This is a genomic window from Streptococcus sp. S1 (genome assembly GCF_034137685.1).
Classification (GTDB): Bacteria; Bacillota; Bacilli; order Lactobacillales; family Streptococcaceae; genus Streptococcus; species Streptococcus dentalis.
The window spans coordinates 1,592,972-1,618,876 of sequence record NZ_CP139418.1; the positions used below are offsets into that span (position 1 = coordinate 1,592,972).

The 25,905-nt window shown below is 38.2% G+C and carries 23 protein-coding genes; 3 read left to right on the top strand and 20 right to left on the bottom strand.

Annotation, left to right across the window (positions count from 1 at the left end):
- Window positions 1–45: 45 nt before the first annotated feature.
- The 15 genes from SM121_RS07830 to galE form a co-directional block, all read right to left on the bottom strand.
- Window positions 46–2,571, bottom strand: a complete 2,526-nt coding sequence (locus SM121_RS07830; RefSeq protein WP_320910795.1) for an LTA synthase family protein — start codon at window positions 2,569–2,571, stop codon at window positions 46–48.
- The gene (locus tag SM121_RS07835; protein WP_155125739.1) at window positions 2,571–4,319 is read right to left on the bottom strand and encodes a rhamnan synthesis F family protein; all 1,749 of its coding nucleotides are present in this window, start codon (window positions 4,317–4,319) and stop codon (window positions 2,571–2,573) included. The genes SM121_RS07830 and SM121_RS07835 overlap by 1 nt, the downstream gene beginning before the upstream one ends.
- A 1-nt stretch (window position 4,320) precedes the next feature.
- Complete coding sequence (locus SM121_RS07840) at window positions 4,321–5,979, bottom strand: glycosyltransferase family 4 protein (protein ID WP_155171625.1); 1,659 nt, start codon at window positions 5,977–5,979, stop codon at window positions 4,321–4,323.
- 17 nt (window positions 5,980–5,996) lie between these two features.
- Window positions 5,997–7,199, bottom strand: a complete 1,203-nt coding sequence (locus SM121_RS07845) for an ABC transporter ATP-binding protein (RefSeq protein WP_151379021.1) — start codon at window positions 7,197–7,199, stop codon at window positions 5,997–5,999.
- Window positions 7,199–8,005, bottom strand: a complete 807-nt coding sequence (locus SM121_RS07850) for an ABC transporter permease (RefSeq protein ID WP_048716888.1) — start codon at window positions 8,003–8,005, stop codon at window positions 7,199–7,201. Before SM121_RS07850 ends, SM121_RS07845 begins: the two co-directional genes overlap by 1 nt.
- Window positions 8,005–8,946, bottom strand: a complete 942-nt coding sequence (locus SM121_RS07855) for a glycosyltransferase family 2 protein (protein ID WP_320910796.1) — start codon at window positions 8,944–8,946, stop codon at window positions 8,005–8,007. The genes SM121_RS07850 and SM121_RS07855 overlap by 1 nt, the downstream gene beginning before the upstream one ends.
- Entirely contained in the window at window positions 8,943–10,091 is a 1,149-nt protein-coding gene (cps2T, locus tag SM121_RS07860) for a beta 1-4 rhamnosyltransferase Cps2T (RefSeq protein WP_320910797.1), read from the bottom strand. The genes SM121_RS07855 and cps2T overlap by 4 nt, the downstream gene beginning before the upstream one ends.
- Window positions 10,092–10,198: 107 nt before the next feature.
- Window positions 10,199–11,050, bottom strand: a complete 852-nt coding sequence (gene rfbD / locus SM121_RS07865; protein ID WP_151379023.1) for a dTDP-4-dehydrorhamnose reductase — start codon at window positions 11,048–11,050, stop codon at window positions 10,199–10,201.
- Between the two features lie 64 nt (window positions 11,051–11,114).
- Window positions 11,115–12,041 (bottom strand): glycosyltransferase family 2 protein, encoded by a 927-nt coding sequence (locus SM121_RS07870; protein ID WP_320910798.1) that lies wholly within the window; start codon window positions 12,039–12,041, stop codon window positions 11,115–11,117.
- A 90-nt stretch (window positions 12,042–12,131) separates the two neighbouring features.
- On the bottom strand, window positions 12,132–13,646 hold the full coding sequence (locus SM121_RS07875) for a DUF2142 domain-containing protein (RefSeq protein WP_155171616.1): 1,515 nt from the start codon (window positions 13,644–13,646) through the stop codon (window positions 12,132–12,134).
- A complete protein-coding gene (locus SM121_RS07880) occupies window positions 13,643–14,797 on the bottom strand; it encodes a glycosyltransferase (protein WP_155125731.1) in 1,155 nt (384 codons plus the stop codon). The genes SM121_RS07875 and SM121_RS07880 overlap by 4 nt, the downstream gene beginning before the upstream one ends.
- A 3-nt stretch (window positions 14,798–14,800) precedes the next feature.
- On the bottom strand, window positions 14,801–16,060 hold the full coding sequence (locus tag SM121_RS07885; RefSeq protein WP_155125729.1) for a lipopolysaccharide biosynthesis protein: 1,260 nt from the start codon (window positions 16,058–16,060) through the stop codon (window positions 14,801–14,803).
- Window positions 16,053–16,394 (bottom strand): DUF2304 domain-containing protein, encoded by a 342-nt coding sequence (locus SM121_RS07890; protein WP_003011836.1) that lies wholly within the window; start codon window positions 16,392–16,394, stop codon window positions 16,053–16,055. Before SM121_RS07890 ends, SM121_RS07885 begins: the two co-directional genes overlap by 8 nt.
- 1 nt (window position 16,395) lies before the next feature.
- A complete protein-coding gene (locus tag SM121_RS07895; protein WP_003012036.1) occupies window positions 16,396–17,094 on the bottom strand; it encodes a glycosyltransferase family 2 protein in 699 nt (232 codons plus the stop codon).
- 161 nt (window positions 17,095–17,255) lie between these two features.
- On the bottom strand, window positions 17,256–18,272 hold the full coding sequence (gene galE / locus SM121_RS07900) for a UDP-glucose 4-epimerase GalE (protein WP_320910799.1): 1,017 nt from the start codon (window positions 18,270–18,272) through the stop codon (window positions 17,256–17,258).
- Window positions 18,273–18,411: 139 nt separating this feature from the next.
- Between galE and SM121_RS07905 the strand changes: the two genes are divergently transcribed.
- On the top strand, window positions 18,412–19,392 hold the full coding sequence (locus SM121_RS07905) for a Gfo/Idh/MocA family protein (RefSeq protein ID WP_270298580.1): 981 nt from the start codon (window positions 18,412–18,414) through the stop codon (window positions 19,390–19,392).
- Window positions 19,389–20,474: a DEAD/DEAH box helicase gene (locus SM121_RS07910; RefSeq protein WP_320910800.1), complete on the top strand. Its 1,086-nt coding sequence runs from the start codon at window positions 19,389–19,391 to the stop codon at window positions 20,472–20,474. Before SM121_RS07905 ends, SM121_RS07910 begins: the two co-directional genes overlap by 4 nt.
- A gap of 42 nt (window positions 20,475–20,516) precedes the next feature.
- On the opposite strand, the gene SM121_RS07915 is transcribed toward SM121_RS07910, so the two are convergent.
- The 5 genes from SM121_RS07915 to SM121_RS07935 all read right to left on the bottom strand — a co-directional run bounded on the left by SM121_RS07915 (window position 20,517) and on the right by SM121_RS07935 (window position 25,119).
- Complete coding sequence (locus SM121_RS07915) at window positions 20,517–21,899, bottom strand: polysaccharide deacetylase family protein (RefSeq protein ID WP_320910801.1); 1,383 nt, start codon at window positions 21,897–21,899, stop codon at window positions 20,517–20,519.
- A 110-nt stretch (window positions 21,900–22,009) separates the two neighbouring features.
- The gene (gloA, locus tag SM121_RS07920) at window positions 22,010–22,390 is read right to left on the bottom strand and encodes a lactoylglutathione lyase (protein ID WP_003006623.1); all 381 of its coding nucleotides are present in this window, start codon (window positions 22,388–22,390) and stop codon (window positions 22,010–22,012) included.
- A 29-nt stretch (window positions 22,391–22,419) separates the two neighbouring features.
- A complete protein-coding gene (locus SM121_RS07925) occupies window positions 22,420–23,781 on the bottom strand; it encodes a sensor histidine kinase (RefSeq protein WP_320910802.1) in 1,362 nt (453 codons plus the stop codon).
- The gene (locus tag SM121_RS07930) at window positions 23,765–24,445 is read right to left on the bottom strand and encodes a response regulator transcription factor (protein WP_037607818.1); all 681 of its coding nucleotides are present in this window, start codon (window positions 24,443–24,445) and stop codon (window positions 23,765–23,767) included. The genes SM121_RS07925 and SM121_RS07930 overlap by 17 nt, the downstream gene beginning before the upstream one ends.
- A gap of 257 nt (window positions 24,446–24,702) precedes the next feature.
- Window positions 24,703–25,119 (bottom strand): hypothetical protein, encoded by a 417-nt coding sequence (locus SM121_RS07935; protein WP_320910803.1) that lies wholly within the window; start codon window positions 25,117–25,119, stop codon window positions 24,703–24,705.
- 205 nt (window positions 25,120–25,324) lie between these two features.
- On the opposite strand from SM121_RS07935, the gene SM121_RS07940 reads away from it, so the two are divergent.
- The gene (locus SM121_RS07940) at window positions 25,325–25,858 is read left to right on the top strand and encodes a biotin transporter BioY (RefSeq protein ID WP_320910804.1); all 534 of its coding nucleotides are present in this window, start codon (window positions 25,325–25,327) and stop codon (window positions 25,856–25,858) included.
- Window positions 25,859–25,905: the final 47 nt, after the last annotated feature.

Consider the following 25,905-nt stretch of genomic DNA (forward strand, 5'->3'; position numbering starts at 1 on the left):
GCTAGACAGCTAAAAACACAAAGATTTTTACCTGCTAGCCTCCTTTTAATTTGATCGGTTAGTTGGAACTTTAAAAAAGTCTTTAGATAGGTAACCTTTCCCACTAATCAGGTCGTATTCAACCATTTTTAAATCATCCGCAATCTCTAACGCTTCTCCTTCTAAAGCCTTTTTATCGACACTTGCTTTTTTCAATACTTCTGTTAACAAAGCATAGTAAGGCGAAACTTTTGAATTGGTCTGTTCAAAGACCATAGCAGAGAAATCACTTGAATTGACCAAAGGATAATTCAATTTTGGAGCATCAAAATTACTCCAAATGAAGTAATCTGTCTGATACTGGCTCTCCGGATTATTCTTAAAGGCGGACTCAGGATAAAGTCCTGGCAAGTGATCCCCATAAAATACCACTGTGATCTTCTTATCTATTTTAGAAAGACTTTCCAGGAAGGATTGGGTAGCGGTGTCTGTTTGTGAAAGCAAGCGACTGTAAAAGGTTAGTTTTGAATTTTCTTCATCACTAAACCCTTTACCTTTACCATCCAAAGATTCTGGATTTGCTTCCAACCACGGTGTATGATTTTGCATGGTCATTACAGAAAAGAATTGTCCGGTTTTGTCGTTTAAATTATCTAGAACAATATTATAAGTGGATTCATCACTCGGACTGATTCCTTCATTTCTATATTTGATCCCTTTTGTATTGGTCGTAATGAAATCTTTGAAATCTAACCGCGAATACACAATATCCCGAGAATAATTCGATTTACCTGCCAAGTGAACAGCAACCTTATTCTGTTTCGAGTATGCATTACTGATAGATGGCACATCATGGATCTTAGGAAGGACTTCCGTATACAAGACAGATACAGTTTGCGATAAATTGTAGAAAGGTAAACCTGTCAGAGTCTGGAACTCCATATTTGCAGTTCCACCCCCATAACCATCCGATTGCATTTGCCCACTCGTATGGGTCTTCATGATATTCTCAATATTTGGAATTGGATTTTGCGTCAGTTCTACTCCCTCAACTTTTCTAGGATCAGAAAAGCTTTCACTCAGTATATAGATGACTGTTTGATCGTTTAAGTAGTTACTTCTCTCCTTATTGATCTCATTCGACAAATTAGTATATTTTTTGACTATCTTTTCAAGACGTTCTTTTGAATAACCATCCGGTTTTAGAATAACTTCTGTTGTTAATTGATTCATCCAAACATAGGACAAGCCCTTATAACGTGCATTGGTCGTATTGCCTAGCCAATTAATATCCTGATAATTGTTCAGGGTGCTAATAATTGGTACATTGGCCTTGATTTTACCGTTTTCTTTATCACTGAATATTCCATTGACACTCTTAAAACACAAGAGCATCATAGCGATAGCTACAATTTGAATTTTCCATGAGGAAATAATTCTTCCCTTGAACAGGTACTTTTTCCCAACAATTAGTAGACAAACCAGAAAGACCACCAATAAAAGGATGTAAAACATTTGCGCTTTGTCCACAAAACTCAAAAGGGTCATTGGTTTACTTAGCCAAGTTAAATCACTCGGTAAAACTGGTTCATTCCTCATTCCAAACTTAATGGAATTAGCAACCACAAAAGCTATGGAAACAATGGAAATGAGACAGGTAGCGATCCAATATTGATTGATACAAAAATAAACTAAGATGAGGATCGCTGTCAGAATGAGAATTTGAAATATGATGGCATCTGGAATCGTGTAATGAACGCCTAAGAAGGGTTCTGTTCGACCTAAACTAAATTGGATAAAATAATTCAATACGATTGCAATAGTGGTACTAGAGAAGAACACTAAAGAGAAACTCGGTTTGTTCTTGACAAAATCTCGCTGCCCTTTTGTATACAAGAATCCAAGTAAGGAAATCAACGGGAATAGAAAGTATAAGAATTCATTCGTCAACCAGAATTGTTGGGCTGAGTATTTGCCAATTTCAAACGCCTTATACAAAAAATTATCCGTCCTGTAAATAAGGGTAGAAAAATTTTTATCTGTTACGATAAAAGTGATCAAGAGTTGTGACAAAACCAGATACTGGTAGTTCTCGCCTATCTCTTCTCCTCCTTTTTTCCGACTAGGGAGCTTATCATAATGCTGTCGCAATAGAACCAAACCACCTGTAGAAGCAAACAGAAGGAAAACAAAAAGGTAGGAATCCGTTCTAAAGAATGGATTCTGATCAAAATTCCAAACCTTGTATTTTGGATTATTCAAATAGATCGTGATTTCCGTCAAATAAGATAGAGTATTGTAAACCAAATAACTGACAACCAGTTTGAATGGAAACCATTTTTTAAAATTGAACTGGGATAATATTGAAACTAATAGTAGGAAACTTATTCCAAATAAAATTCCTAAAAAATTGACATATTGTAAGACTGTACCAGTTGCCTTGTTGTGAACAGCAAGATTATTCTGGGCTAGATAAAAATTAAAAAAAGAAAATAGAACGAAAGTAATCACATAATACCACTGGGTTCTTGAGACTTTCGATAAAACTGAGAGGATAAATTCCTTAATATTAAACTCTTCTTTCCGTTTCATTATTTCACTTTCTTTATCATTCTTTTTACTATATATTTCACAGCTCTTGCTGGACCGATTACGATATACTTCAAGGCTCCTTTGATCCCACCGATTTGATTAAAGTCTACAAAGGTATGGGGTTGAAGATCTTCGCGATTGTTCAATTGCTTATTATCAATAAATGGTGTGAGAACATGTGGGTTTTGGGAGATTCTAAAGTCGTACTTTTGATCCCAAGCAATATAGATCAACAAACGTTCGATCGCATGAAGGATCGAATTTTGAGGAAGAGGTTCAGCCGGGACATCTGCTGCTGTCAAATTCAAATCAAAGAGTGGTTTCAAAGCATCATATTTAAACCAAACAAAGGTCCCATAGCTCATGACAAAGGTATTGAGATTCTTGAAATCAATTGTCTTGGTAGCATTCATCTGTTCCCAGAGCTTGTTCATCTCTGGTGAAATAAGAGCTTCATTCCAGGCAACCACTATTCGATTGTAACGGAAGAAAGTTGGAATATCTGCGATAGTGATTCCGACTTTTGGATTGGCTTCCATGTTGGCAAGGATTTGATCCGCTGGCTTCACTAGCATCTCAATCAATTCTTTGCGCCAAGATTCACCTGCCCAAAAATCTGCTTCTTTAGATTTTTTGGTATGGAAATGGCCAACATAATCATATTGGGAGAGTTGCTCTTTTAAGAGCAGCATTGGCAACACATCTCGTCCAATGTTTCCAGTCACCACAACCGTGGTATCTTGTGCTCGATGAGAAAGAATTTTCTCAATAGCCTGCTTCTTCTCTTCTACATCTGTCGTAATCCATAAGTCATAGGTGAAATGAAAAGTTTGGAAAGCATCTAGAAATTCTTCCAAGAGGTCCACATAAAAGACATGGAGATGAACCGCAACTTTTCTATCGAAATTCTCTTCCAATTCTTTGTTTTTCAAGTACTTACGCGATAACAAATACGGATAGTCCGGACGATCAATCATAGACATGTGGTTGAGAATCAAATCTAATGGATAGTCCGATATACGTTCCAATTCATCAAAAATGTAAGGAATGATTCCTTCATTATTTGCAATAGTTTTGACTTTGATGAAAGGAACCTTATGAAGGAGAATCGCTGTAGGATTGTAGTAAGAAAAGTCCGGATAGAGCATCCCTATGGTGTCTTCATGAATGGTATCAAAGACCGTCTTATAGCGAAAACCAGCATCCAAGAAATTCGTTGTGACCTTGGTCTCGTAGTGATCAATCACATCTTGAACATTGGTGAAGTCTTGAACACCCTGCCAAAATTCTAGGAAGGCGCTTGATGTCAACACCTGTTTTTTAAAACTGAGATAATAACTCTGAATATGCTCGTTAAAATCCTTGTCTTTCCGGTAATTGGTCATTCCCCAGAAATCCACTTCATCATCATGTTCAAACTGCTGATAAATGGGGTCTAGATCCCAAAGCGGTCCAAAACAGGTATCATTCATGAGGGTAACCGAATCAAAATGAGCCAGTTGGTCAAAGCCAACTGTCTTCATTCCATCCCGCCAAGCCGCAAAGTCAAAGCCACTATTTTGGCGCTCTAGAATATCGTCTACCAGATGCTGTGCTACTAAATTAGACTTCACATCTTCTGGTAGCTGACTATTGGAGATAAAGACCACCCGTGAATACAAGGGGCGAATCTTTTCTAATTGATAGAGTACATGCCCACTAATAAAATTAAACTTATTGTAGTGAACATATAAAAGTAAACGTTGCATATTATTTCCTTATTCTAAAGAATTTCAAGATTTTTGTTGGAATGGTCCAACGGCGAGAATGGATGACGGAATTGTATTCATGAGATAATTTTTTATGATTCTCATGTAAGTTGAATAGGTGTCTGCAAAATTCTTCGTCACTTTCTTTTTCATAGGAGAATTGAAATTGATTACCCGAACTATTCGAAAGATCAAACAGAATATGTGGATGGGTATTAAAGAAAACCAGAACATCCTCGAAATCAATTCCGTTTGAAGTTACAAGAGGAATTTCTCTTTGATCCTCCAATGCAATCAATGACAATTTATTATAGGATCCCGAAAATTCTGAAAGTAATATTTTTAGACTCTTTTCCTTTTCAAGCTGGAAGATAATAGAGCCCTTATTTTCCATTCTCTCTTTTGTTATTTCATGGTAGGCTGAGTGGAGTCCATCGTGTGAAGCTGAAATCACCACTTGAGATTTACCAATCACTTCGAGATCACGATTATTGAATTTCATCCCCAAAAATCGAGCATACTTAGAGGAAAGCTTTTGGTTACAAATTGGCGTTTCTACTTCAATGTTATCTTTAAAAACAGCATAGATCGTCTTAAGATTATATTTCTTTCGAGCGAGTTCTTGATCCAGTAATTGTTTTTCTTTAAAGCTATCAAAATTCTCAATCACTGTAGCCATTTGTTGACTTAGCAGATCTCTTTCTCCTAGTGGATATAAATTCCCAGATTCTAAAAATCTACTCGAAGACAAATGACCTAAATTATCAGAAATAATTGCCGGAACACCATTTAAAACTGATTCCACAAATACTAAAGAAAATGTTTCTAATTTAGCAGGCAAGACGAGGATATCTTTCTCTGTCACCAAAGACCATGGATCTGAGTGAAAACCAACAAAAGTTACATGATCTAGATGATGAGTTTGAATATAGTCATCCATCAACTTTTTGTACTGCTCATCCCATCCTCCGATAAAGACCAGTTCAATATCTTTCCGATTTAACTGATTATAAGCAGTGAGCAACTCAAGCTGATTTTTCCGTTCATTAATCCCACCAATGGATACAAAACGAGAAATAGTAGAATTCTTGAGAGGTCGCTCTTGAACTTCTGTATAGGGGATAAACGGAATCAATTTATCAGTCGTAAAATAATTCGTTAGAGTCTGGTACAATTCCCCTTCTACTACAAAAATTTTATCAGACAAATCATCGATTAAAGGAATTAATTCCTTATAATAACCGAACTCACCAAAAGGAAATTCATGAATAATATAAAAATGTCTGACCTTTTCACATGCAGCTGCAATAGCACCCTGAAACACATTGACTGTATTCGAAATAACCAGTTCGATCTGTTCATTCTGGATGATTTCTCTTACTTCCTCAATATTCTTTTGTTGAGAGGCTTGAATTTCTAAATCCAAAATATCTAGCGTTTTAGACTCAGGCCACCACCACTGATTCGTTTTTAACTGAAATAGTTTAATTCCAGTTATATCCATATGACGGAGATAGTCTTTATCAATGTGCGGAGCATTATCCGGTATCACATTGTAAACTTCGTGACCTTGCTGAACCAACAATTTCATTAAGTTCACAATCGCTACTTCTGCTCCACTAAACATGGCTCCAACAGGAGAAACAAATAAAATTTTCATAGCCTATACCAAAGAAATTATTCCCACTTGCCTTGACGAATTAACAATCCGGTAGAAGAATCCAACTCCGAACGATTTGTTCGATCCACAACCCGATCAATTGAAAAGATAGGAGGGTTCGTTGTCGATAATATTGCTAAGTTTTCTTGATTTTCATCTCTTAAAAATGCTACTAGTCTTAACTTCACATGATTAAAGTATGGTAACTTACATTTATAGGTAACTTTTTTGGGACCAATGCCAGATAATGGAATATCCATGGAATTATCGTTATACAGTCCATTTCCAGTAGAAATATCAACAAATGAAAAGGCTATATGAGGATTAACAGACTCATCTAATAGATTAAATGAAAACTCAATCACCACCTCATCATCAGGAGTTACTTTCTTAGGAGAAAGCAATCTAGCTGTGAAACCTTCAACTTCCGTTGTAACCAAGCCCTCATCTTCATTTCCATTATGATGGGAGTTCGATTCCAAATTGTCAAAACTATATTGATCAGAAACATCAAAGGGATCACCAATGGCTTTCACCAATCCATTTTCAATCAAAACAGCCTTGTTACAATATTTCTTGACGGCTCCCATATCATGGGTAACAAGGATAGTAGTTTTCCCTGATTTCTTGCGTTCTTGGAAGTAATCGTTACACTTGCGTTGGAAGGCCTCATCTCCTACTGCGAGGACCTCATCCAAAATCAAAATATCCCCTTGGGCCTTAATGGCAACTGAAAAGGCTAAGCGAACCTGCATGCCTGATGAGTAGTTCTTTAGCTTCTGGTTCATGAATTCATGCAACTCAGCAAAGTCTACGATATCATCGTACATGGCATCAATTTCAGCTGTTGAGAAGCCCAGCATAGCCCCATTCATGTAGACATTTTCCCGACCGGTCAGTTCTGGGTTAAAGCCCACTCCAAGCTCAATAAAAGACACCAGTTTCCCATCGATGGTGACGGTGCCTTTTTCTGGCACATAGATTTCAGAAATAATTTTCAAGAGAGTCGATTTTCCAGAACCATTTCTTCCGAGGATCCCGAAAAAGTCTCCTTTTTCTACTTCAAAAGAAATATCCTTGAGAACGTGCTGTTCTTTATAACCTTTAATACCTTTGAAGCGATTGACCAGGGCAGTTCGAAGACTATTGGTTGCCTCTGTTGGCAACTTAAAGTACTTGCTGACATGGTCTACTTTTACTGCAATTTGTTTATCTGTCATTAGAGAATCTCCGCAAATTTCTTAGCATGTTTGTTAAAGTAAGCAAAGCCAGCAACAAAAATAAGAATTGGTAAAACATAAGGAATCAAAACCAAGAACTTATTTTCCACCAAAAGCCAGACAGGGGTGTTGGCCTTATCAATCAAGAAATACCGCATGTCTTGAATAATTTGTGCTAATGGATTCATCATGACCAATTTAGCCGCCCATGGATTGCGGTCTGCAATAAAGGTAATTGGGTAGATAATTGGCGTCGCATACAATCCAGCTTGCAAGAGTACTTCCCAGACTTGACCTAGGTCACGGAAACGGACAAAAAATGTCGCTAAGATCAATGCACATCCTGTCGCCATCAAGAACAACTCAAAGAATAGCGGAATCACCATCAAAGCTGTCCAAGAGAATGTCACCCCATTAAAGAATGAAAAAATCAAAACAACAATAAGGTTAATGACAAAGTTAATGGCTGCTCCTGAAATCGCAGACAAGACAATGATGTGTTTGGAGAAGTTCAATTTTCGCAGCAAGTCGCCTCGACTAACAATCGACACCATCCCCATAGATGTTGCTTCTGAGAAAAAGCCCCAGATTACATTGGCCAATAAGAGGGCAACTGGGAAATGGGGCACATCTCCACCCAAACGTAAGAAGCGGATGAAGACGACATACATGATTGTAAAGGTCATCAAGGGCTTTAAAATCGACCAAAGATAACCGATCGCTGATCCTTGGTAGCGTAATTTAAAGTCTGTTTTAATTAATTCTCGTAATAAAATTCGATTTTTCTGACTAAAAACGTCAAACATTATTTTTTACCTCGATATGCAAACTTTGTCAGAATCAAGCTGGTAAACACAAAGGTGTGAAAAGCCCGGTTCTTCCGATAACCATACTGACGAATCCGTCTCAAACGTTCTTTTAGTGGAACGTCCATGATGGTCACAAAGTTTTCAATAATTTCTTTATTTTGGGGACTGACTGGCAGATCCAATAAATTTTTTGCTTGTTCTTGACTGGACTCGATGAGATTCCAATATTTAGCAAAAAGAATATGAGGGCGAACCCAGTTTTTAACCCGTTTTCTAAGTGTACGAGCACCCAGAACATTGCTACTGTGCTGCCGGTACAATTCTGTCGGCTGATCGATATAGATCAACTTTCCAAAGGCAGTTGCTAGTAATGCTAAATACCAATCATGCATAAGGAGGGCATGTTTTTCTTGACCCGTCCATAACTCCGCCAACGCGTGATTAATCATGGCTACACCGCCAGTTACCGTATTTTCTGTCAGCTCTTGAATGAGTTCTGTATTGGCATGATCAGACTGGGTGCGAATCATGCTCTCATGTTGAACATTCAAGTTTTCATCGACCACTTTTAAATCTGTGTAGACCAGCAAAGGCTCCTCTTGCGGATGTTTCTCTGCTTCTTCCACTTGTAGGGCAATCTTTTCAGGAAGCCAGACATCATCTTGGTCACTAAAGCAATAAAAATCAGCTTTTTCATATTTTAAGAGTGTGTGAAAACTCTTGATGACACCCAGATTTTCGATAGCCTCCTGGTTAATAAAGCGAATGCGCTCATCCTGGGCCACCAACTCTTGAATGATCTCCACCGTACCGTCTGTTGACCCATCATCTCGGATCAAGAGTTGCCAGTCTTGATAAGTCTGGCCTTTGATACTTTTGACCTGCTCTTTTAGATACTGTTCACCATTATAGGTGGACAACAAGATATTTACTTTCATGATAAGAATAATTCCTCGTACTCACCTACAATTTTTTCCCAGGTAAAGTTTTGCTTCATATTGGCCTTGGCTCGTTGACCCCATTCAGATACATCTTCTAAAGAATCGACCTGGTTAATCAAATGCGCCAAATTTCCAGTTTCTTTAGTCCAATATTGAGCTGTGTCCTTGGCAACCGTTTGGTTAAAGGAGACTCCCAAAACTAAATTCAGATCCGTCTGAGCGAGAGCCTCTAAAAGACCAGGATTGGTTCCGCCCACTTCATGACCATGGATATAGGCAAAGGCTTCTTTACGGATATACTTCAACAGGTCTTGATCATAGACCGTTCCTACGAACTTGACGCGCGGATCCTGATCAAATCCAGTCCGAGTTCGTAACTCTTCAAAATAGGGATTACCTTCATGGTTACAAATGATCACTAAATCCCGTCTGCTTGAAGAGGCCATAAATTCACGAATGGCAGTCTCATAATTATTTTCTGGGACAAAGCGACCCAAGATCAAGTAATAGTTCTTCTCTTGTGTCTGCCACTTCTGATAAAGTTCTCTGACCTTCCAATCCTGACTGGTTAGGCTAGTCGGAGACAAGTCCGTTCCATAGGCAATATAAGTCGTCTGGGACCAAGGATAGGCTTCCTTGATATAGGACTCAATGCCCGGATTGTCAGATATTACCAAGTCCGCGTGGCGCGTCATGATCTTTTCAGAATACTTGAGATAGGCTTGAATCGGTTTGGCCCACTTGGCCCGCTTCCACTCCAGTCCATCTGGATTGATATAAAATCGTCCGCCTATCTTATGGATCTTACGCGCAAAAGGCGCCACAAAGGCCCCGATTGTATTGCCCAAGACATAAAAAATCGGCTGTTCAATTCCTTGTTTCTTAATAAGCTTCAAAGCATAGTTGATGGCCATCATATCATAGGCAATGACACGCGCAGGCCCAAGCTTAGGGGGGTTAATGGTATAACAATCGACACCCTGGTAGTCAAAATGTTGATAAGCTTGATCATTAGAAAGGCAGGCAACATGGTACTGGATATCTGGAGACACTTGATGCGAAACCAATTGGTCCACAAAAGTCTCAAAACCGCCATATTGAGCCGGAAGTCCACGACTTCCGATAATAAAAACATGTTGCATAGAGTTCCCTTTCAAATCATTCACAGTCTATTCAATTATACCATTTTCTAGGCTTTTTGCCTAATCCAAACAGAAAAGCGACCCTCAAGGGCCGCTTCTATTTGATCTTATTTCACTTCTTGTTTATAAAATTCTTTCAAGGCATCCTTCCAGGTTGGAATAACGAATCCTGTAGCTTTCGCTTTTGCCAAACTCATTGTGGAGTTAAGTGGACGTTTCGCTTTAGCAGGGAATTGGCTGGAATCCACCGGCTTCACTTCTACATCCGTATCTTTGAGGATCTCAACTGCAAAGTCATACCAAGTTGTATCTTCTGCTGCATCATTTGAAAGGTGGTAATAACCATATTCCTTACGGTTTTCAGCCAAATAAGTCATAAACTCTGCAAGAGTACGGGTCCAGGTCGGACGACCATGTTGGTCATTAACAACTGTAAGTGTTTTGTGAGTCTTGGCTAAGTTCTGCATGGTGAAGACAAAGTTCTTACCGTAGTTTCCAAAGACCCAAGCTGTACGGATGATATAAAAGTTAGACACATACTTCTCAACTAATTCTTCCCCCATACGTTTGGTACGACCGTACTCTGTTTGAGGATCTGGTTGATCGTCTACTTCCCATTCTTGTCCCACTGGTTTATTCCCATCAAAAACGTAGTCGGTTGAGATATAGACCAAGGTTGCACCATGCTTTTCAGATGCTTTTGCTACATTTTCTGTACCCGTCACGTTGATGGCATAGTCCAACTCTTTTCCTTCATCTTCTGCAGCATCAACAGCTGTGTAGGCAGCACAGTGATAAACCAAGGTTGGTTTTACTTCCGCAAATACCTCGTCTACTTTCTCTGCATTTGTGATATCCATTTCAGCCACATCAACAGCTACATATTCTTCATTTCGTTCATCTAGTAAATGGCGAAGCTCCGTTCCAAGTTGACCATTTGCACCTGTAATTAAAATCATATTATATTCCTTTCAAATGCTTTTCCCTATCATTATAGCAAAAAAAGCAGAAGTTTTCTGCTTTTTACTCACTTTTCTCTTTGATGACATATATTGGACGTTTCTTAGTCTCCATGAAGATCTTACCGATATATTTCCCTAAAATTCCAATGGTTAGTAATTGAAACCCTCCCAAAAAAAGAATTACTGTCATGAGGGATGGCCATCCAGAAGTGGGATCCCCAATGACTAAGGTACGGATCACAATTAGAATCATCATAATAAAAGCCAATATCCAAGATAAAAGTCCACCAAAAAAGGCAATATTTAGGGGAGCATCTGAAAAATTGACAATCCCTTCAATGGAGTATTTAAAGAGGGACCAAAAATTCCAAGATGTTTCTCCTACCACGCGCTCTATATTTTTATATTCTAGATATTCTGTTTCAAATCCTACCCAGACAAAAATCCCTTTTGAAAAACGATTGTACTCCGATAACTCTATAATAGCATCGACCATAGGTCGGCGCATCAAACGAAAATCACGCGCACCATCAACCATTTCCACTTGGCTAATATGATTGATCAATTTATAAAACATCTGTGCAAAGAAAGAACGAATCGGTGGTTCCCCATCACGGGTTACGCGTCTCGTTCCGACACAGTCTAAATCCGGCTGTTCCTCCAACTTCTGCTTCATTTCAATCAATAACTCCGGAGGATCCTGCAGATCCACATCCATGACGGTCACGTATTCACCACTAGCAGCTTCAAGCCCAGCATATAGTGCAGCCTCTTTCCCGAAATTTCGAGAAAAAGAAAGGTAGTGCACATTTGAATCTGTAACATGTAGCTTTCGAAGAACGGATAGCGTACCATCTGAAGAGCCATCATTTATAAAAATATACTCAAACTTTTCTCCCATCTCCATCCGAACACGTTCCATCTCTTTATAAAACAATGGAATTGATTCTTCTTCGTTAAAACATGGGACTACAACTGATATGGTCATCTCTTACTCCTTGATTTATTCACTTTTTATTGTAACAAAAAGCTTTGATTTTCCCTAGTATATAACTTAATTGTATGCTGAAACATGAAGTTAATAGTATTGACTAATAGTTGCAATGATTGAGACAAGAATAAACAAGGTAGCAATGTAACTAAATGTATATTCTACTTCATTCTGATTGTATTCAAGCGGTTCTGTTCTATTCTGATTCCAAAACAGTCTTCTTGAAAAATTAGTTATACAACCAAGGAGTATAAAAATTCCTGCAAAATATCTCCCCTGAATACCTTTAATAGAAATATCAGCAACCTCACCCCACATTAGATAGGCTGTCATTAGAATTCCAAAAACAATCCCCATTGAGACGAGAACTACCCCAAACTTCGCAAAAGTTTTTAGTGGTTTTCCATTTGGAAGTACAACTAATGTAACTGAGATGAATATCAAATAAAACCACATAAAAGCTTTCGCATCATAAGTCAACCAACCAAAAGTAAATAATGATTGTAATTTAAATGGAATAAAATTCACAACTTCTTTAATCATCATTCTCGTGAAGTCAGAAAAATGATGCAAGGTAAATATAATCTTTTTCATTGGATTAACTGCTGGATTCGGATGCACAACCGTTGCATTAATCCCACTTGTCACCTTCAACCAAATTACACTGGTTAGAGCTACCATAAGAATAGAACCAGCAATTAGAAGATATTGTTTTTTATTGAGTTTCTCTTTTGGTAAAAAAGCTAATAAACAGATCAATAACACATAAGGCAATTTGGAAAAAGCTATTAAAATACATAGGAGACTATAGGAGAGTATATCTCTATTACTAACTTTATCTTTTTCAAAATAGGATAAAAATAGACCAATAACTAAAAAGATGAGACCATTAGCAAATGCATCCTGATTAAACGATGCAGCAATATAAATATTAATAGGAATAATCGCCAGTAAGGAAAAGAATAATTGCTTATCTCCTGATTTCTTAACAGCTAATCGAACCAGTAAGGCAAAAACAAGTAGATTGAAAAATCTCCCTAGAAAAATCGAAGCAAATACACTTAAATGTAGGATACGAGCAAGGATAATCCCTAAGGTTTGTGGTAAGTAACTAACAAAAGAATAGCCATTTGTATTCCCTAAATTAGAATAAACAACTTTTTTATCAGAAACTTGTTTATCTTCAAGTTCCGTTTGTAATAGAGGCTTTTTAAATTCTCCTTCAACCTCAGATATATCAGATGACACCTTCATTTCCTCAACCGAAGATGGCAAATATAAGTGACCATCACTTATATATAAGGCCCTAGAATAATGGAAGTTTTCATCTGGACTATCCATATTTGGAGTATAGACACAAAATACTAGTCCTGTAAATAAGATTATTGAGAAGATTTTATTGTATAACTTCATATTTACTAGTGATAGAAATGTGAAAATTCCCCCAATGATAAGGAACGTTTTGATTGGTGCATTTTTAAAAGGACCATCGAAATAGAAATACGTACCAAACATCACAAACCAGATGAGCAAAATATAAAACTTCTTTTGCCAAATATTGTGAAAGAAATTTAAACCTTTTTTTGAAATATAATCTGTCATGTAATACCTTTTTTATCCTCTAACTTCTTAAACAAAGCATACCACTTTTGAACGATAACATCCTCTGCATAATTTCCTATAACATAGTCCTGTCCTCTTCTTCCAATCCCCTCTAGTATCTCAGGATTCGTTAGAAAATACCTCATTTTATTCGTCAATTCTCCAACACTTGGATTAAAAAGCATTTCGGGGGTAGCAGATTGCAGATCAGCAACTCCTTGCGAACAGTTATAAGTTAATACTGGAGTTCCTAAAACCATTGACTCTACAACCGACATACCAAAAGCTTCCGATTTAGAAGTTAATAACGTAAACAAAGATTTTTGGTAAACTTCCTTAACCTGAGTCGTTTTCCCTTTTAAGGTAATACGTTTTGTCATTCCTAATTGATCAATAAGTAATTGGAGAGTTTCCTTCAAATTTCCAGATCCGTATATATTAAAACTCACATCCGGAAATTCATCAGCTACTTGTGCAAAGGCCTGAATTTGATGATCAATTTGCTTAACAGGATCTAATCTACCAACAAATGAAATAATCTTTGACTTCTCTTGATAATCATTTTCTGATGCTTCTATATATCTTGGTAATGGATTTGTAATCGCAACAAATTTTTCCAATGGAATCTTATAATGCTGACTGATTAACTCTGAATAGGAATCTGATAAGAACATGATACAATCCAATTTCGGATACTTATTTTTAATAATATATGGATAAACTTTGTAGATTCCTTTGCATTCTAATACAAAATCAGCAGAAGAATGCATTTGTCCAATGAAGAAAGCATGATTAGAGAATTTCTTCAAACTTTTTTCCATCAGGAGATAAACAATTGGGTTTGCCAAGATGACCATTGGATTTTCAGATTTTGCTAATAAATCTGATAAAATCGTATCTAATTTTTTTGAGAAAAACTTCTCTTTTAAAAATAACCACGGTTTTTCAAAAAAAATATCTTCCTGGTATAATAAAATTTCTTGATATTTCTCCTGTACCTTTACATACTTTTCCTGTGATTGGATAGCACAGCCGACAACAGTCACCTTATTCCCATCTTCAGCAAATCGTGTAGCCAGCTGATCCACAACCCTCTGAACGCCACCGATTCCACCTAGATGATGAGTGACAAAAATAATATCTCTTTTCATTTTCTATTTCCTTCTGAATTTTATGATACTAAAAATTGTTAAACTTCCAATTGCATATACTATCATTGCAATACAAAAACTAATAGAAGCTCCCATAATCTGGTACTTATTAACTAACTCAGTTGTAATCATTTTAGTAACGATAAACATCAGGATATACACAGACAATAAATAATAGTGTTTCCTCATGATAATTAGTATATTCTCAAGTATAATCGAAAAAGAATATAGAACACCAGAAAGGACAAGAATAGTCAATTCCAACTTATACTTCAATAAATCCAATCCAAATATCAAACTTAATACGTTGACACCTATTAAATAAGTTAAAAAAGTAATAACTATGCCTATTGAGAGAGTAAGAAGCAGGATTTTTAAAAACATTTTGTAAAATACCTGAAATTTTTTCCTCTGCCACAATTCGGCCATTTGTGTAATGAGTGGTCTTACCACTAAAATACACAGGCTCATAAAAAATACTGGCATAAACAGAATATTGTAATCCCTTTGAGCACCAGCCTCCACTATTCCTTTTGCATATGCGCCAGAAATTGATAATTTTGCCTCATTAAAAACGAGTGTTAATAAAAACCCGTAAATAAACAAAGAAAAGCAAACTCTAATAATTTTAAAGGATTCATCTATCGTATTTCTTGAAAAAATATTCCTAAAACTTAGCTTGTCAAATAATTTGAAATGAGCATAATCATAACTAAATACAAAAAATAAATTAAAGAGAGCTAGGGCCAATAAGGTTAGAACCATAGAATGAGACAACAAGAGTCCAAATAGAAGAATGAGCACACTTAAAGCATATCGATAAACCATGGCCTTCCCAGCAATATCTAAACGACCATGCTGTTGAAAATAGCCTTGAAATAAGTCAGAAAAAGCATCTGCTACACGATACACAATAATCCAAGTAATAATCATCACAGAATTATTCGTAAAATCATAGTTTATTGTCCATAAATATGGAAATAAACTAATCACCATCATGGTAACAGTCAGCAATCTTGTAAAATAGTATGCTGAAAAAGGGTGACTTGATTTGACATCTGTAGCTTGGTAATTTCGAACTTGAAATTGTCCGATAATAATCCATAAATTACCAATTGAGGTAGCTAGACTAAATTGATCTGCCACCTCACTTGTTTGCATTCTAGATACGATTAATAAATATAAAACAGAAACTGCTGCTGCTGCAAAATTCCCTAGCAGATTCCATATGTAAATACTTTTTTGAGAAGGAGTGTTATTCATCTTTCTCCTCATTCTTGTTTAAAGCAATGACTTGAACAAGATTTTTAAATTTGGTATCTAATTTTGACACTCGTACAGTTAACTGAAACTGATTCATCAATAGCAAGAAAATAATAAAAAGAAAAATAAAATTAACAGCAGATGCAATCCCTAAGGATGCTGCAATAAACTCTGCTAACTTTGGAAAAATACTAAAAACTAATAAAATTAATGAGAAGAAGATCCAAAACAAAGCGTCATTAATTTGTACACGAGATTTTCTAATATTCTGAAGGATGAAGCCGCATGTTCCCAATGAAACAAACACTAATACAACTTGAAACCAGATTGACATTCTATTTTCCTCTCTCCCTAAAATTCTGAATGAATAAAATAGATACGAACATATGAATCATGTACTTAATGGAACGTGAAAACGTTAGATAGCTTTCTCCTGCTTGTCTCTCTTCCATTCGAACTTGAACTTCTGAAATTGGAACACCATTTCTTAATAAATAAGAAACAGTATCTGGTTCAGGACCATAGTTAATATTTCTCGCAAAAACTTGTATTAAATCTTTAGAAAACATTCTCATTCCAGATGTTGGATCATTGATCGTTTTACCAGTTGTTAATTTAATAGCAAAACTAATAAGGGTATTCCCTAACATACGAAATGAATTTGGTCTTTTATCTGTTACAAATCGAGAACCAATCACCATTTTATTTCCTTTATCAATTTCTTCTTCTAAAGCAGCAATATACTCTGGAAGATGCTGACCATCTGCATCAAATTGAACTGCTTTTTCATAACCGTATTGGTAAGCATACAATAATCCAGTTTGAAATGCTCCAGCTAGTCCAAGATTGACTGGTAAATCAATAATATTATAGCCATTGTTATGACAAATTTCTGAGGTTTGATCTCTTGAACCGTCATTGATAATCACATAATCATACTGAGAATAATTTTGAATAATATTATTTACTACTGACTGAATCGAACCTTCCTCATTATATGCAGGTATAATAATCAATAAATCTGAGGATTTCAATATCCTTCTTCCTCCATTAAAATTCTTTTTTATCCATTATACAATAACCAAAATATTTTATCCACTAATCTCAGAACTTTATACCATCAATAACAATTGTTGTAAGCATAAAAAAGCTCGATATTAGTTATAAATATCAAGCAATTCGTTAAACTTAGTTATTATTCAAATCCATTTGGATGTTTGCTTTGCCATCTCCAGGCATCTTGGCACATGCGATGAATATCATATTGAGCTTTCCAACCTAACTCCTCATTTGCTTTCGATGGATCTGCGTAACAGGTTGCAATATCTCCAGCACGTCTTTCAACAATCTTATAAGGAATTGTTTTTCCTACCACTTCTTCCATATTTTGAATGATTTCAAGAACAGAGTATCCTCTACCGGTACCTAAGTTATAGATATTTAATCCTGAATCTTTTTCAAGTTTCCTTAATGCCGCCACGTGTCCCTTTGCTAAATCAACCACATGGATATAGTCGCGGACTCCAGTTCCATCTGGAGTTGGATAATCGTTTCCAAACACATTAACATATTCTAGCTTTCCAACAGCTACCTGTGTTACATAAGGTAAAAGATTATTTGGGATTCCATTTGGATTTTCACCGATATCACCACTTTCATGAGCACCAATTGGATTGAAATAGCGTAATAATACGATGTTCCATGAAGAATCTGCCTTGTATATATCTTGAAGCATCTCTTCAATCATCAATTTTGTTCTTCCATATGGATTGGTTACTGATAGCGAAAAATCCTCTAAGATAGGAACAGTATGTGGATCTCCGTATACTGTCGCTGACGAGCTAAAAATAATGTTTTTACACTGGACTTCTTCCATAACTCGAAGCAAGGTCAATGTTCCGGTTATATTGTTTTCATAATATGTGAGAGGGATTTGAACCGATTCTCCAACGGCTTTCAATGCAGCAAAGTGAATCACCCCTGTAGGTTGTTCTTTTATGAATACTTCCAATAACTTCTCTTTGTCTCGAACATCTATATCGTATAATGTAATAGATTTACCAATAATCTTTTCGACTTCCCGTACACTCTTTTTACTACTATTCACAAAGTTATCTACAACAACTACTTCATGACCAGCTTTGGTCAATTCAATCAGTGTATGAGAACCAATAAAGCCTGCACCACCCGTTACTAAAATTTTATGTTTCATTATTTTATCCTCAACTAAATAAATCTCTTTCATTATCCCATATTTCATAAATAATTTCAAAAGTTGTGGGATATTTTTCCCCCCGCCCCTCCCCCTTTTCATGGTATAATAGAGTGAATTGATTGCGGAAGGACACCTTATGTTAAAGCTGGGAATTATTGGTACAAGTTGGATTTCACATGAATTTATTAAAGCTGCTCATCAGACAGGGCACTATCACTTGCAGGCTGTGTATTCGAGAAAGATGAAGACGGCTCAAGAGTTTTGTGAGCCTTATGGGGCGATCTCTTGCTACACGGATGTCATCGACTTCTTAGACAGTGAGCTGGATGTGGTCTACATTGCCAGCCCCAATTCTCTTCATTTCGCTCAGGCCAAGCTGGCTATTCTGGCAAAGAAGCATGTCATCATTGAAAAACCAGCTGTGACGAAGCCTTCTGAATGGAAGGAACTGGTGAAGCTTGCTAAGGAGCATCAGGTCTATCTCTTTGAAGCTGCCAGAAATTACCAAGAGTCAGCCTTTCAAGTGGTTAAAAACTTCCTCTCTAATCAGGAAATACTCGGCGCCAACTTCACCTTTGCCAAATATTCTTCCAAGTTACCTGCTCTTCTTGCAGGTGAGATACCCAATATTTTCTCAGATGTCTATGCAGGTGGAGCCTTGATGGATCTGGGAGTCTACTGCCTCTACTTGGCGATTGGCTTCTTTGGAGAACCGATCTCCTGCTGCTACACCGCTTACCAATTACCCAATTCGGTTGATCTCTATGGTCAGGGTGTTTTGATCTATCCAGAGTTTCAGGTTGCCATTCAGGCGGGGAAAAATATCACCAGCCATCTACCTGCTGAAATCTACACCAAGACTGGAACACTAACTCTCAATGCTGTAGCAGCCATCCACCAGGCCCGCTTCGTCAGTCATTCAGGTGAGGTCATCGACCTTCCTATCCAGCCCTGCCCACACCAAATGCAAGAAGAGGCGGAAGCCTTTGCCCTTGCCATCGCTCATCAAAAGCCAGACGCTTATCTCGAATGGTTACAAACAGCTGAGCAGGTCCATGAAACTCTCTACCAGATGCGTCAAAGCGCTGGAATACAATTTAAGGATGAAAAAGAATGAAAGAACAATTTCCACAAAGCTGGAAAGACAAGTTAGAAACACTCGGATTTGATACATTCACTGAAATTCAGGAACAGATCTTCTCCCCTATCTATGAAGGAGAAAATGTCCTCGGGATCAGTCCTACCGGTACTGGTAAGACTCTCGCCTACCTCTTTCCGAGCTTGCTCAAACTCAAACCTAAAAAGACCCAACAACTCTTGATTTTGGCTCCTAATACAGAGTTAGCAGGACAAATTTTTGATGTCACCAAACAATGGGCAGAGCCTCTCGGTCTCCAGACACAACTCTTCCTTTCAGGATCTAGTCAAAAACGGCAAATCGAACGTCTCAAAAAAGGACCCGAAATCCTGGTTGGGACGCCTGGTCGGATCTTTGAACTGATCAAGCTGAAAAAGATCAAAATGATGAATGTAGAAACCATCATTTTAGATGAATTCGACCAGTTACTGAGCGATTCTCAGTACCACTTCGTCGACAAGATCAGCCACTATGCTCCCCGTGACCACCAATATATCTACATGAGCGCCACAGCCAAGGTCGATCCAGACCAATTAGAGGAAAATACTCTTCGCGTTACGGTTGATGGAGTTTCTTTGAACAATATCCAACATTTTTATATGCAAGTGGATAAGCGGGACAAGGTTGAGTTGCTCCGCAAACTCGCCTACGTCGAAGATTTTCGTGGTCTGGCTTTTTTCAACAGCCTATCTGATCTTGGTAGTGCTGAAGAAAAACTACAATACCGGGGTGTCGAAGCCGTATCGCTCGCCAGCGATGTCAATGTCAAATACCGCAAGGTCATTCTGGAACGCTTCAAAGACCATCAGCTAACCCTCTTACTGGCCACCGATTTGGTCGCTCGTGGCATCGATATTGAACATCTTGAGTGTGTGATTAACTACGATATTCCTCGTGATGTGGAGACCTATACCCACCGTGCCGGTCGAACAGGACGAATGGGGCGTGAGGGCTATGTAATCACCTTTATCACCCACCCAGAAGAACTCAAATCCTTAAAAAAATACGCTTCTGTACGTGAACTGGTTTTAAAAAATTCCGAACTCTTTTTAAATGAATAAGAAAATCCTCTGCTAGTGAATGAACTGCAGAGGATTTTTACGTTAATTTCCATTGTAATAAATGCGATGACTTTCAAGTTGGTAATCCAACAATTCATCCACCGTTACGAAGGTATAGCCTTGTGATTTGAGGTAGTCAAGGACGGTCGGTAGAGCGTCAATCGTGGTTTGATGGATATCATGCATGAGGATAATCGAACCCGGTTTGACTTCTTTTTTCACTTCATTGAGAATGGCCGTCGTATTGTGTGTCTTCCAATCTAGGCTATCCACATCCCACATGATGAAGGATTGGTCGACACCGTATTGGATAGCGTTATTGATAGCTCCATACGGAGGGCGGGTAATCTTGGTCTGCACACCTGTCGCTTTTTGAATAGCTTCTTGGGTATCCAAGATCTCTTTTTTGGCATTATCCAAGCTCAATTTTGGTAATTGAGGGTGATCCCAGGTATGGTTCCCAATTTGATGACCTTCTTTGCGGACTTGCTTAGCAATATCCGGATTCGCACTGACATTTTTTCCGACCATAAAGAAGGTAGCTTTGGCATTGTATTTCTTTAAGATAGAAAGCGCCTGAGGTGTTGTCTTGGGATCTGGTCCATCATCAAAGGTCAGGGCAATCATCTTACGGTGGCGTTCTTCTATATAGGATTGGTAAGTTTCGAGATCATCAGGAAGCAAGCGATCTGTATCAATCACGTCATAGAATTTAGACAAGGGAACAGTGAAGGTATCATCTCCCTTAACCTTGGTTGGAAATGGAATGGTGAAATTTCCTTTTTCATATTGGAATTCCCATTGGCTCAAATCCAACTCTGAGAAGTGGGCAACCATTTGATCAATGCTCTCCTCATCCAGCTGACGAAAGTCTAGATTCCCTCGCAATTCCTCCAAAAAGATCTGCTTGGCTCCGTCTGGATCCGCAAAAACTTGGCTGAGGGTCAGAGGGTTACTGTCATCATCCAAGTAAAAGAGGGGCAACTTCACCGTCTCATCTTTTATGAATTTCCCTTTTTTGTACTGATACTCCGCCCGCTTGATTTGGATAGGGTGATAGCCGACAAAAGGCGCTTCTGCTTCTTCACTATGGTAGAAGGTCAAATGCTTTGGCTCTTTGGTTTTCTCATCGGATCCTAGACGCTGAAGGTCTTCTTGGATCTTCTCTTTCACAATCTCAACAGGCTGTCCATCTTTAGTAGGATAATAAGCCGTCACATAAGAAGTTCCTAAAATTCCTTCCTGAACCTGGGCATCTTTTCCTTTTTCAGAGCTTTTCTCTAATTGGGTGACCTTGGCAAACTGATCCTGATAGGCTTTTTGTTCGCGAAGCCTTTGAATCTTTTGATACCCGATATACAAAAGACTCAGAAAAAGGAGATTTATAATGATTAATAAAATAGTTTTCGTGTGTTTGAATCTCATTACTTTATTATAGCAAATTTCTCTCGAAAAAACATTCCTTTTTTGTAAATGGTTTCATAAAAAAGAGGGCGACTGTCTTCGCCGACAGCGGCCTTAATTTTTAATCACTCTTATTTTTCACGAATGACTTCTACTTTATAACCATCCGGATCTACAACGAAATAGTAATTCGGTTGTGTTCCTGGAAGACCTTTTGGTTCTGTCACTTCATAGCCTTTAGCCTTGTGTTCCGCATTCAAACCTTCTAGATCAGGAGTACTCAAGGCAACGTGAGCATAGCCATCTCCGATGACATATGGACCATGATCATAATTGTAAGTCAATTCCAACTCATAGTCATCTCCAGGCAAGGCCAAATAAACAATCGTGAACTTGTAGTCTGGAAAATCTTTCCGACGTTTTTCTTCAAAACCAAAAGCATCTTGGTAAAAAGCAATTGATTTTTCTAAGTTTTCTACACGAAGGCAAGTGTGCAACATTTTTGAACTCATAGGTTTTCCTCTTTTCTATTTTTTAAAGATTATGAACGATTTTTTTTACGACTTTCCGTCTTAATGGATAATTTCACTTCAAAGATGGTCCCTTTTGGTTTATTATCTTTGACTTGAATGGTCCCTTTGAAAGCTTCTACAATCTGCTTAGCGAGGGATAACCCCAAACCAAAACCACCTTTCTGACGGGTTCTGGCCTTGTCGACCCGGTAAAAACGATCAAAAATCCGTTTCTTATCCTCATCTCGAATCCCTGGACCATTATCCAGTACTCTCAAAAGAAGATTTTTATCCTTCAATTGAACTTCGAATTGGATCTCGCCATCTTCATCGGTATATTTCAAGGCATTGTCATAGAGAATGGTCATCAATTGCTTGAGGAGCGTTCTATCAGAACAAATGACTTTGTCCACCTGATTGTTTCCTCGGAAAATTTTGTCATTTTCTTCCGCAATGATCTCAAAATTCGAGAAGGTCTGATCAAAAAAGCTTGGTTCGATATCTTCCATCTCCGGCTTCAAGCCGTCATCTCTTCGGGCAATGTTAAGAAGGTTGGTGGTCAAGAGCTTCATATTTCGAACTTCATCCAAGCTGGATGCAATATTCTCACTCGATTCCATAATGGTCGCTTCAGGCTTCCTAAAAAGCGTTTCGAGGCGATTTTGCAGAACTGCTAAAGGCGTCCGCAACTCATGGGAAGCATTTTCCACGAAAGCCTTTTGCTTTTGCATACTCTCAAGAAGGGGCTTGACGCTGAGACGTGCTAGGAAGAGACTAGCGAATAAGGAGATTCCCCAGAAGCAGATCATGACAAGGGCGATTTGACTTTCGTGCTCTTCACTGGTCTGCTCTAGCTGACTGATATTGGTCATGACAACCGCATACTTGATATCACTATCATCTTCATCATCAGATAAATTCAACTCTGCCATGTAGGCCCGATAACTTTCTTTTTTCCCATAGCTATTTGTAATTTGTAGCTGGGAAACCTTGTTGAGGAGCTTCCGACCAAATGTCACGGTTTTGAAGTTTAAAAAACCATTACCGGTTGTCAAGTTTTCATATTTTTTATTGAGCAAAACAACAGTGGTATTCGATGTGACATCCCCTTTAGGTTCTGATTTATCATGATCTGGGATCATCATCTCATGATCGTTATTTTCTACTTTATTATTCGATTGTCGCTGGTCTCGATAAGCAATCGCTACAAGTGAGTATGGATCCTGACTGAGAGTCTTGAGGTTTTCATCGACAGTTGTATAGAGACTCGAGCGCATGACTTGAATGATAATCAAGGTCATGGCCGAGAATATCAAAGTAAAGAGTCCAAAATATCGGATGAAGTAGGAAAAATCATCTTCCCCAACGGTTTTCTTAATTCTGGTTAGCATCTTTTAAGATATACCCCACACTGCGCAATGTTTGCAAGCTCTCAACGAAATCGGTACCTTTTAATTTCTTACGGATTTTTGAAACATAGACCTCAACAACAGAGATAGTCGTATCACTGTCAAAGCCCCAAAGGCGATCGAAAATCTGTGTTTTTGGAAGGATGACATTTTGGTTTTGAAGGAAATAGACCAAGAGATCAAATTCCTTCCCAAGAAGTTCCACTTCCTTACCGTCCACGTAAGTCGAATTGGTAGATAAGTTGACCTTCAAATTGCCATAATTAAGGGTGTTTTCATTCACTTTTCCTGAGCGCTTCAAGAGAGCTTGAATCCGCATCTTAAGCTCTTCTAGGTAGAAAGGCTTGGTGAGGTAATCGTCTGCACCCAGCTCAAAGCCGTGTCCCTTGTCATCCAGACTTTCTTTGGCTGTCATGATCAAAACAGGGGTTGTCACGCCTTTTTCACGCAATTCTTTCAAGACATGGAAGCCGTCTTTTTCAGGAAGCATCAGGTCAAGCAAAATCAAATCATAGATCCCGCTTTCTGCTTCGTAAAGACCTTCTTCTCCGTCAAAGACCTGCATGACGTCCGCAAAATCATCTAAAAAATCAAATACTGAATTTGATAAACCAAGGTCATCTTCGACCAATAGAATTTTAATCATTGTCGTATCCTCTTCTCTTTCGTGAGTGAGTCTTTCTAATCTATTCTTAACCATTATAACACGACTTGCCTTCATTTCCTATAGTTTAGAACCTGGTTTGATGATCAAATTCAGCCTGCCTGTGGAAGACTAATTCTATGAGTTTGTCGTGTTTTCTTTGTTACTTTGACTGTCACTCGTCTTGTTTTTATTTTTTGAATTCTTCTTATTGGACTTTTTAGAGGAACCCTGGCTCCCTTCTTTTCCGCCAGATTGGTTCATGCCATTATCTGGACCATTCCCTTGTGGGCCACCATTGCCTTCTTGTGGCATCTGACCAGGTCCGCCACCTTGTGGGCCGCCTTGTCCTTGACCACCACCTTGTGGACCACAGCCTTGAGGTCCCCATCCTGTGGGCCACCATTTTGCTGGTTTCCTTGTGAAGGATTGCTATTTTGACTATTTTGTTGCTGATTGGATCCTTGGTCCTGACCCGTTTGGACCGGTTGAGAAAATTGTTGGTTATTGGAAGATTGAGAGGCGATGACACCGACACCAAAGCCACTTCCAGCACCGACCAACAATCCACCAACTGCTGCCATTCCAATCCACCACTTAGGACTTCGTTTTAGGACAACCATTTTTTCTTTTGCTTCTTGCGTTTCGACAACTTGTTTTGTTTCTTTTTGATTCATCTTTTTACCTTTTATCTTTTTGTACAAGTACTTGTCTTTTAAAATTTAAAGGGAGCTCGATCCTTTAGTAAGGCGATTATACTTCAGGAGTCTTAAGCCTGCCTAAATTTTTACTTAAAAAATCCTAAAAAAAGTGCGGGCTATTGACAGGATGAACCCCTTATTGTAGAATAGTTACCATAAAATAAAAAAGAGGTTAACTGTTATGAAGAAAATCTTTCCCTTAGTTCTCATCTCCATTGGAGTGGCCATGATCTCCGTCCTATCTCAATTCACCATTCCCTTTGGTCCAATTCCTTTGACCCTGCAGACACTCATGATCGGGATCATCGGGACCATCTATAAACCCAGCCATTCCTTTGTCACTGTCTGCCTCTACCTACTTCTAGGCTTCTTAGGTTTTCCAGTATTTGCCGGCGGTGCTGGTGGCGCTTCGCATTTCCTTGGTCCTACTGCTGGTTTCCTCCTCTTCTTCCCATTCCGAGCATGGATCACGTCTCTGTTCACGAGTGCTAAATCCAGCCTTGTCACTATCTTTTTGGCCAATCTCCTCAGTAGTGCTCTCCTCTTTGTGTCAGGAGCTATCGGCTTTATGCTGGTCACGCATACCGATCTCCAAAAAGCATTTACTTTGGTCGTTGCTCCCTTTATCCTTGCCGACCTCATCAAACTGGTCATCATCACTATCACCAGCAAGGCGATTTTTGCCAGCCTCAAACACCACTGGTATTTCAAATAAGATTCAAAGGACGCTAAAAAATCGATACAGAAATTTCTGTATCGATT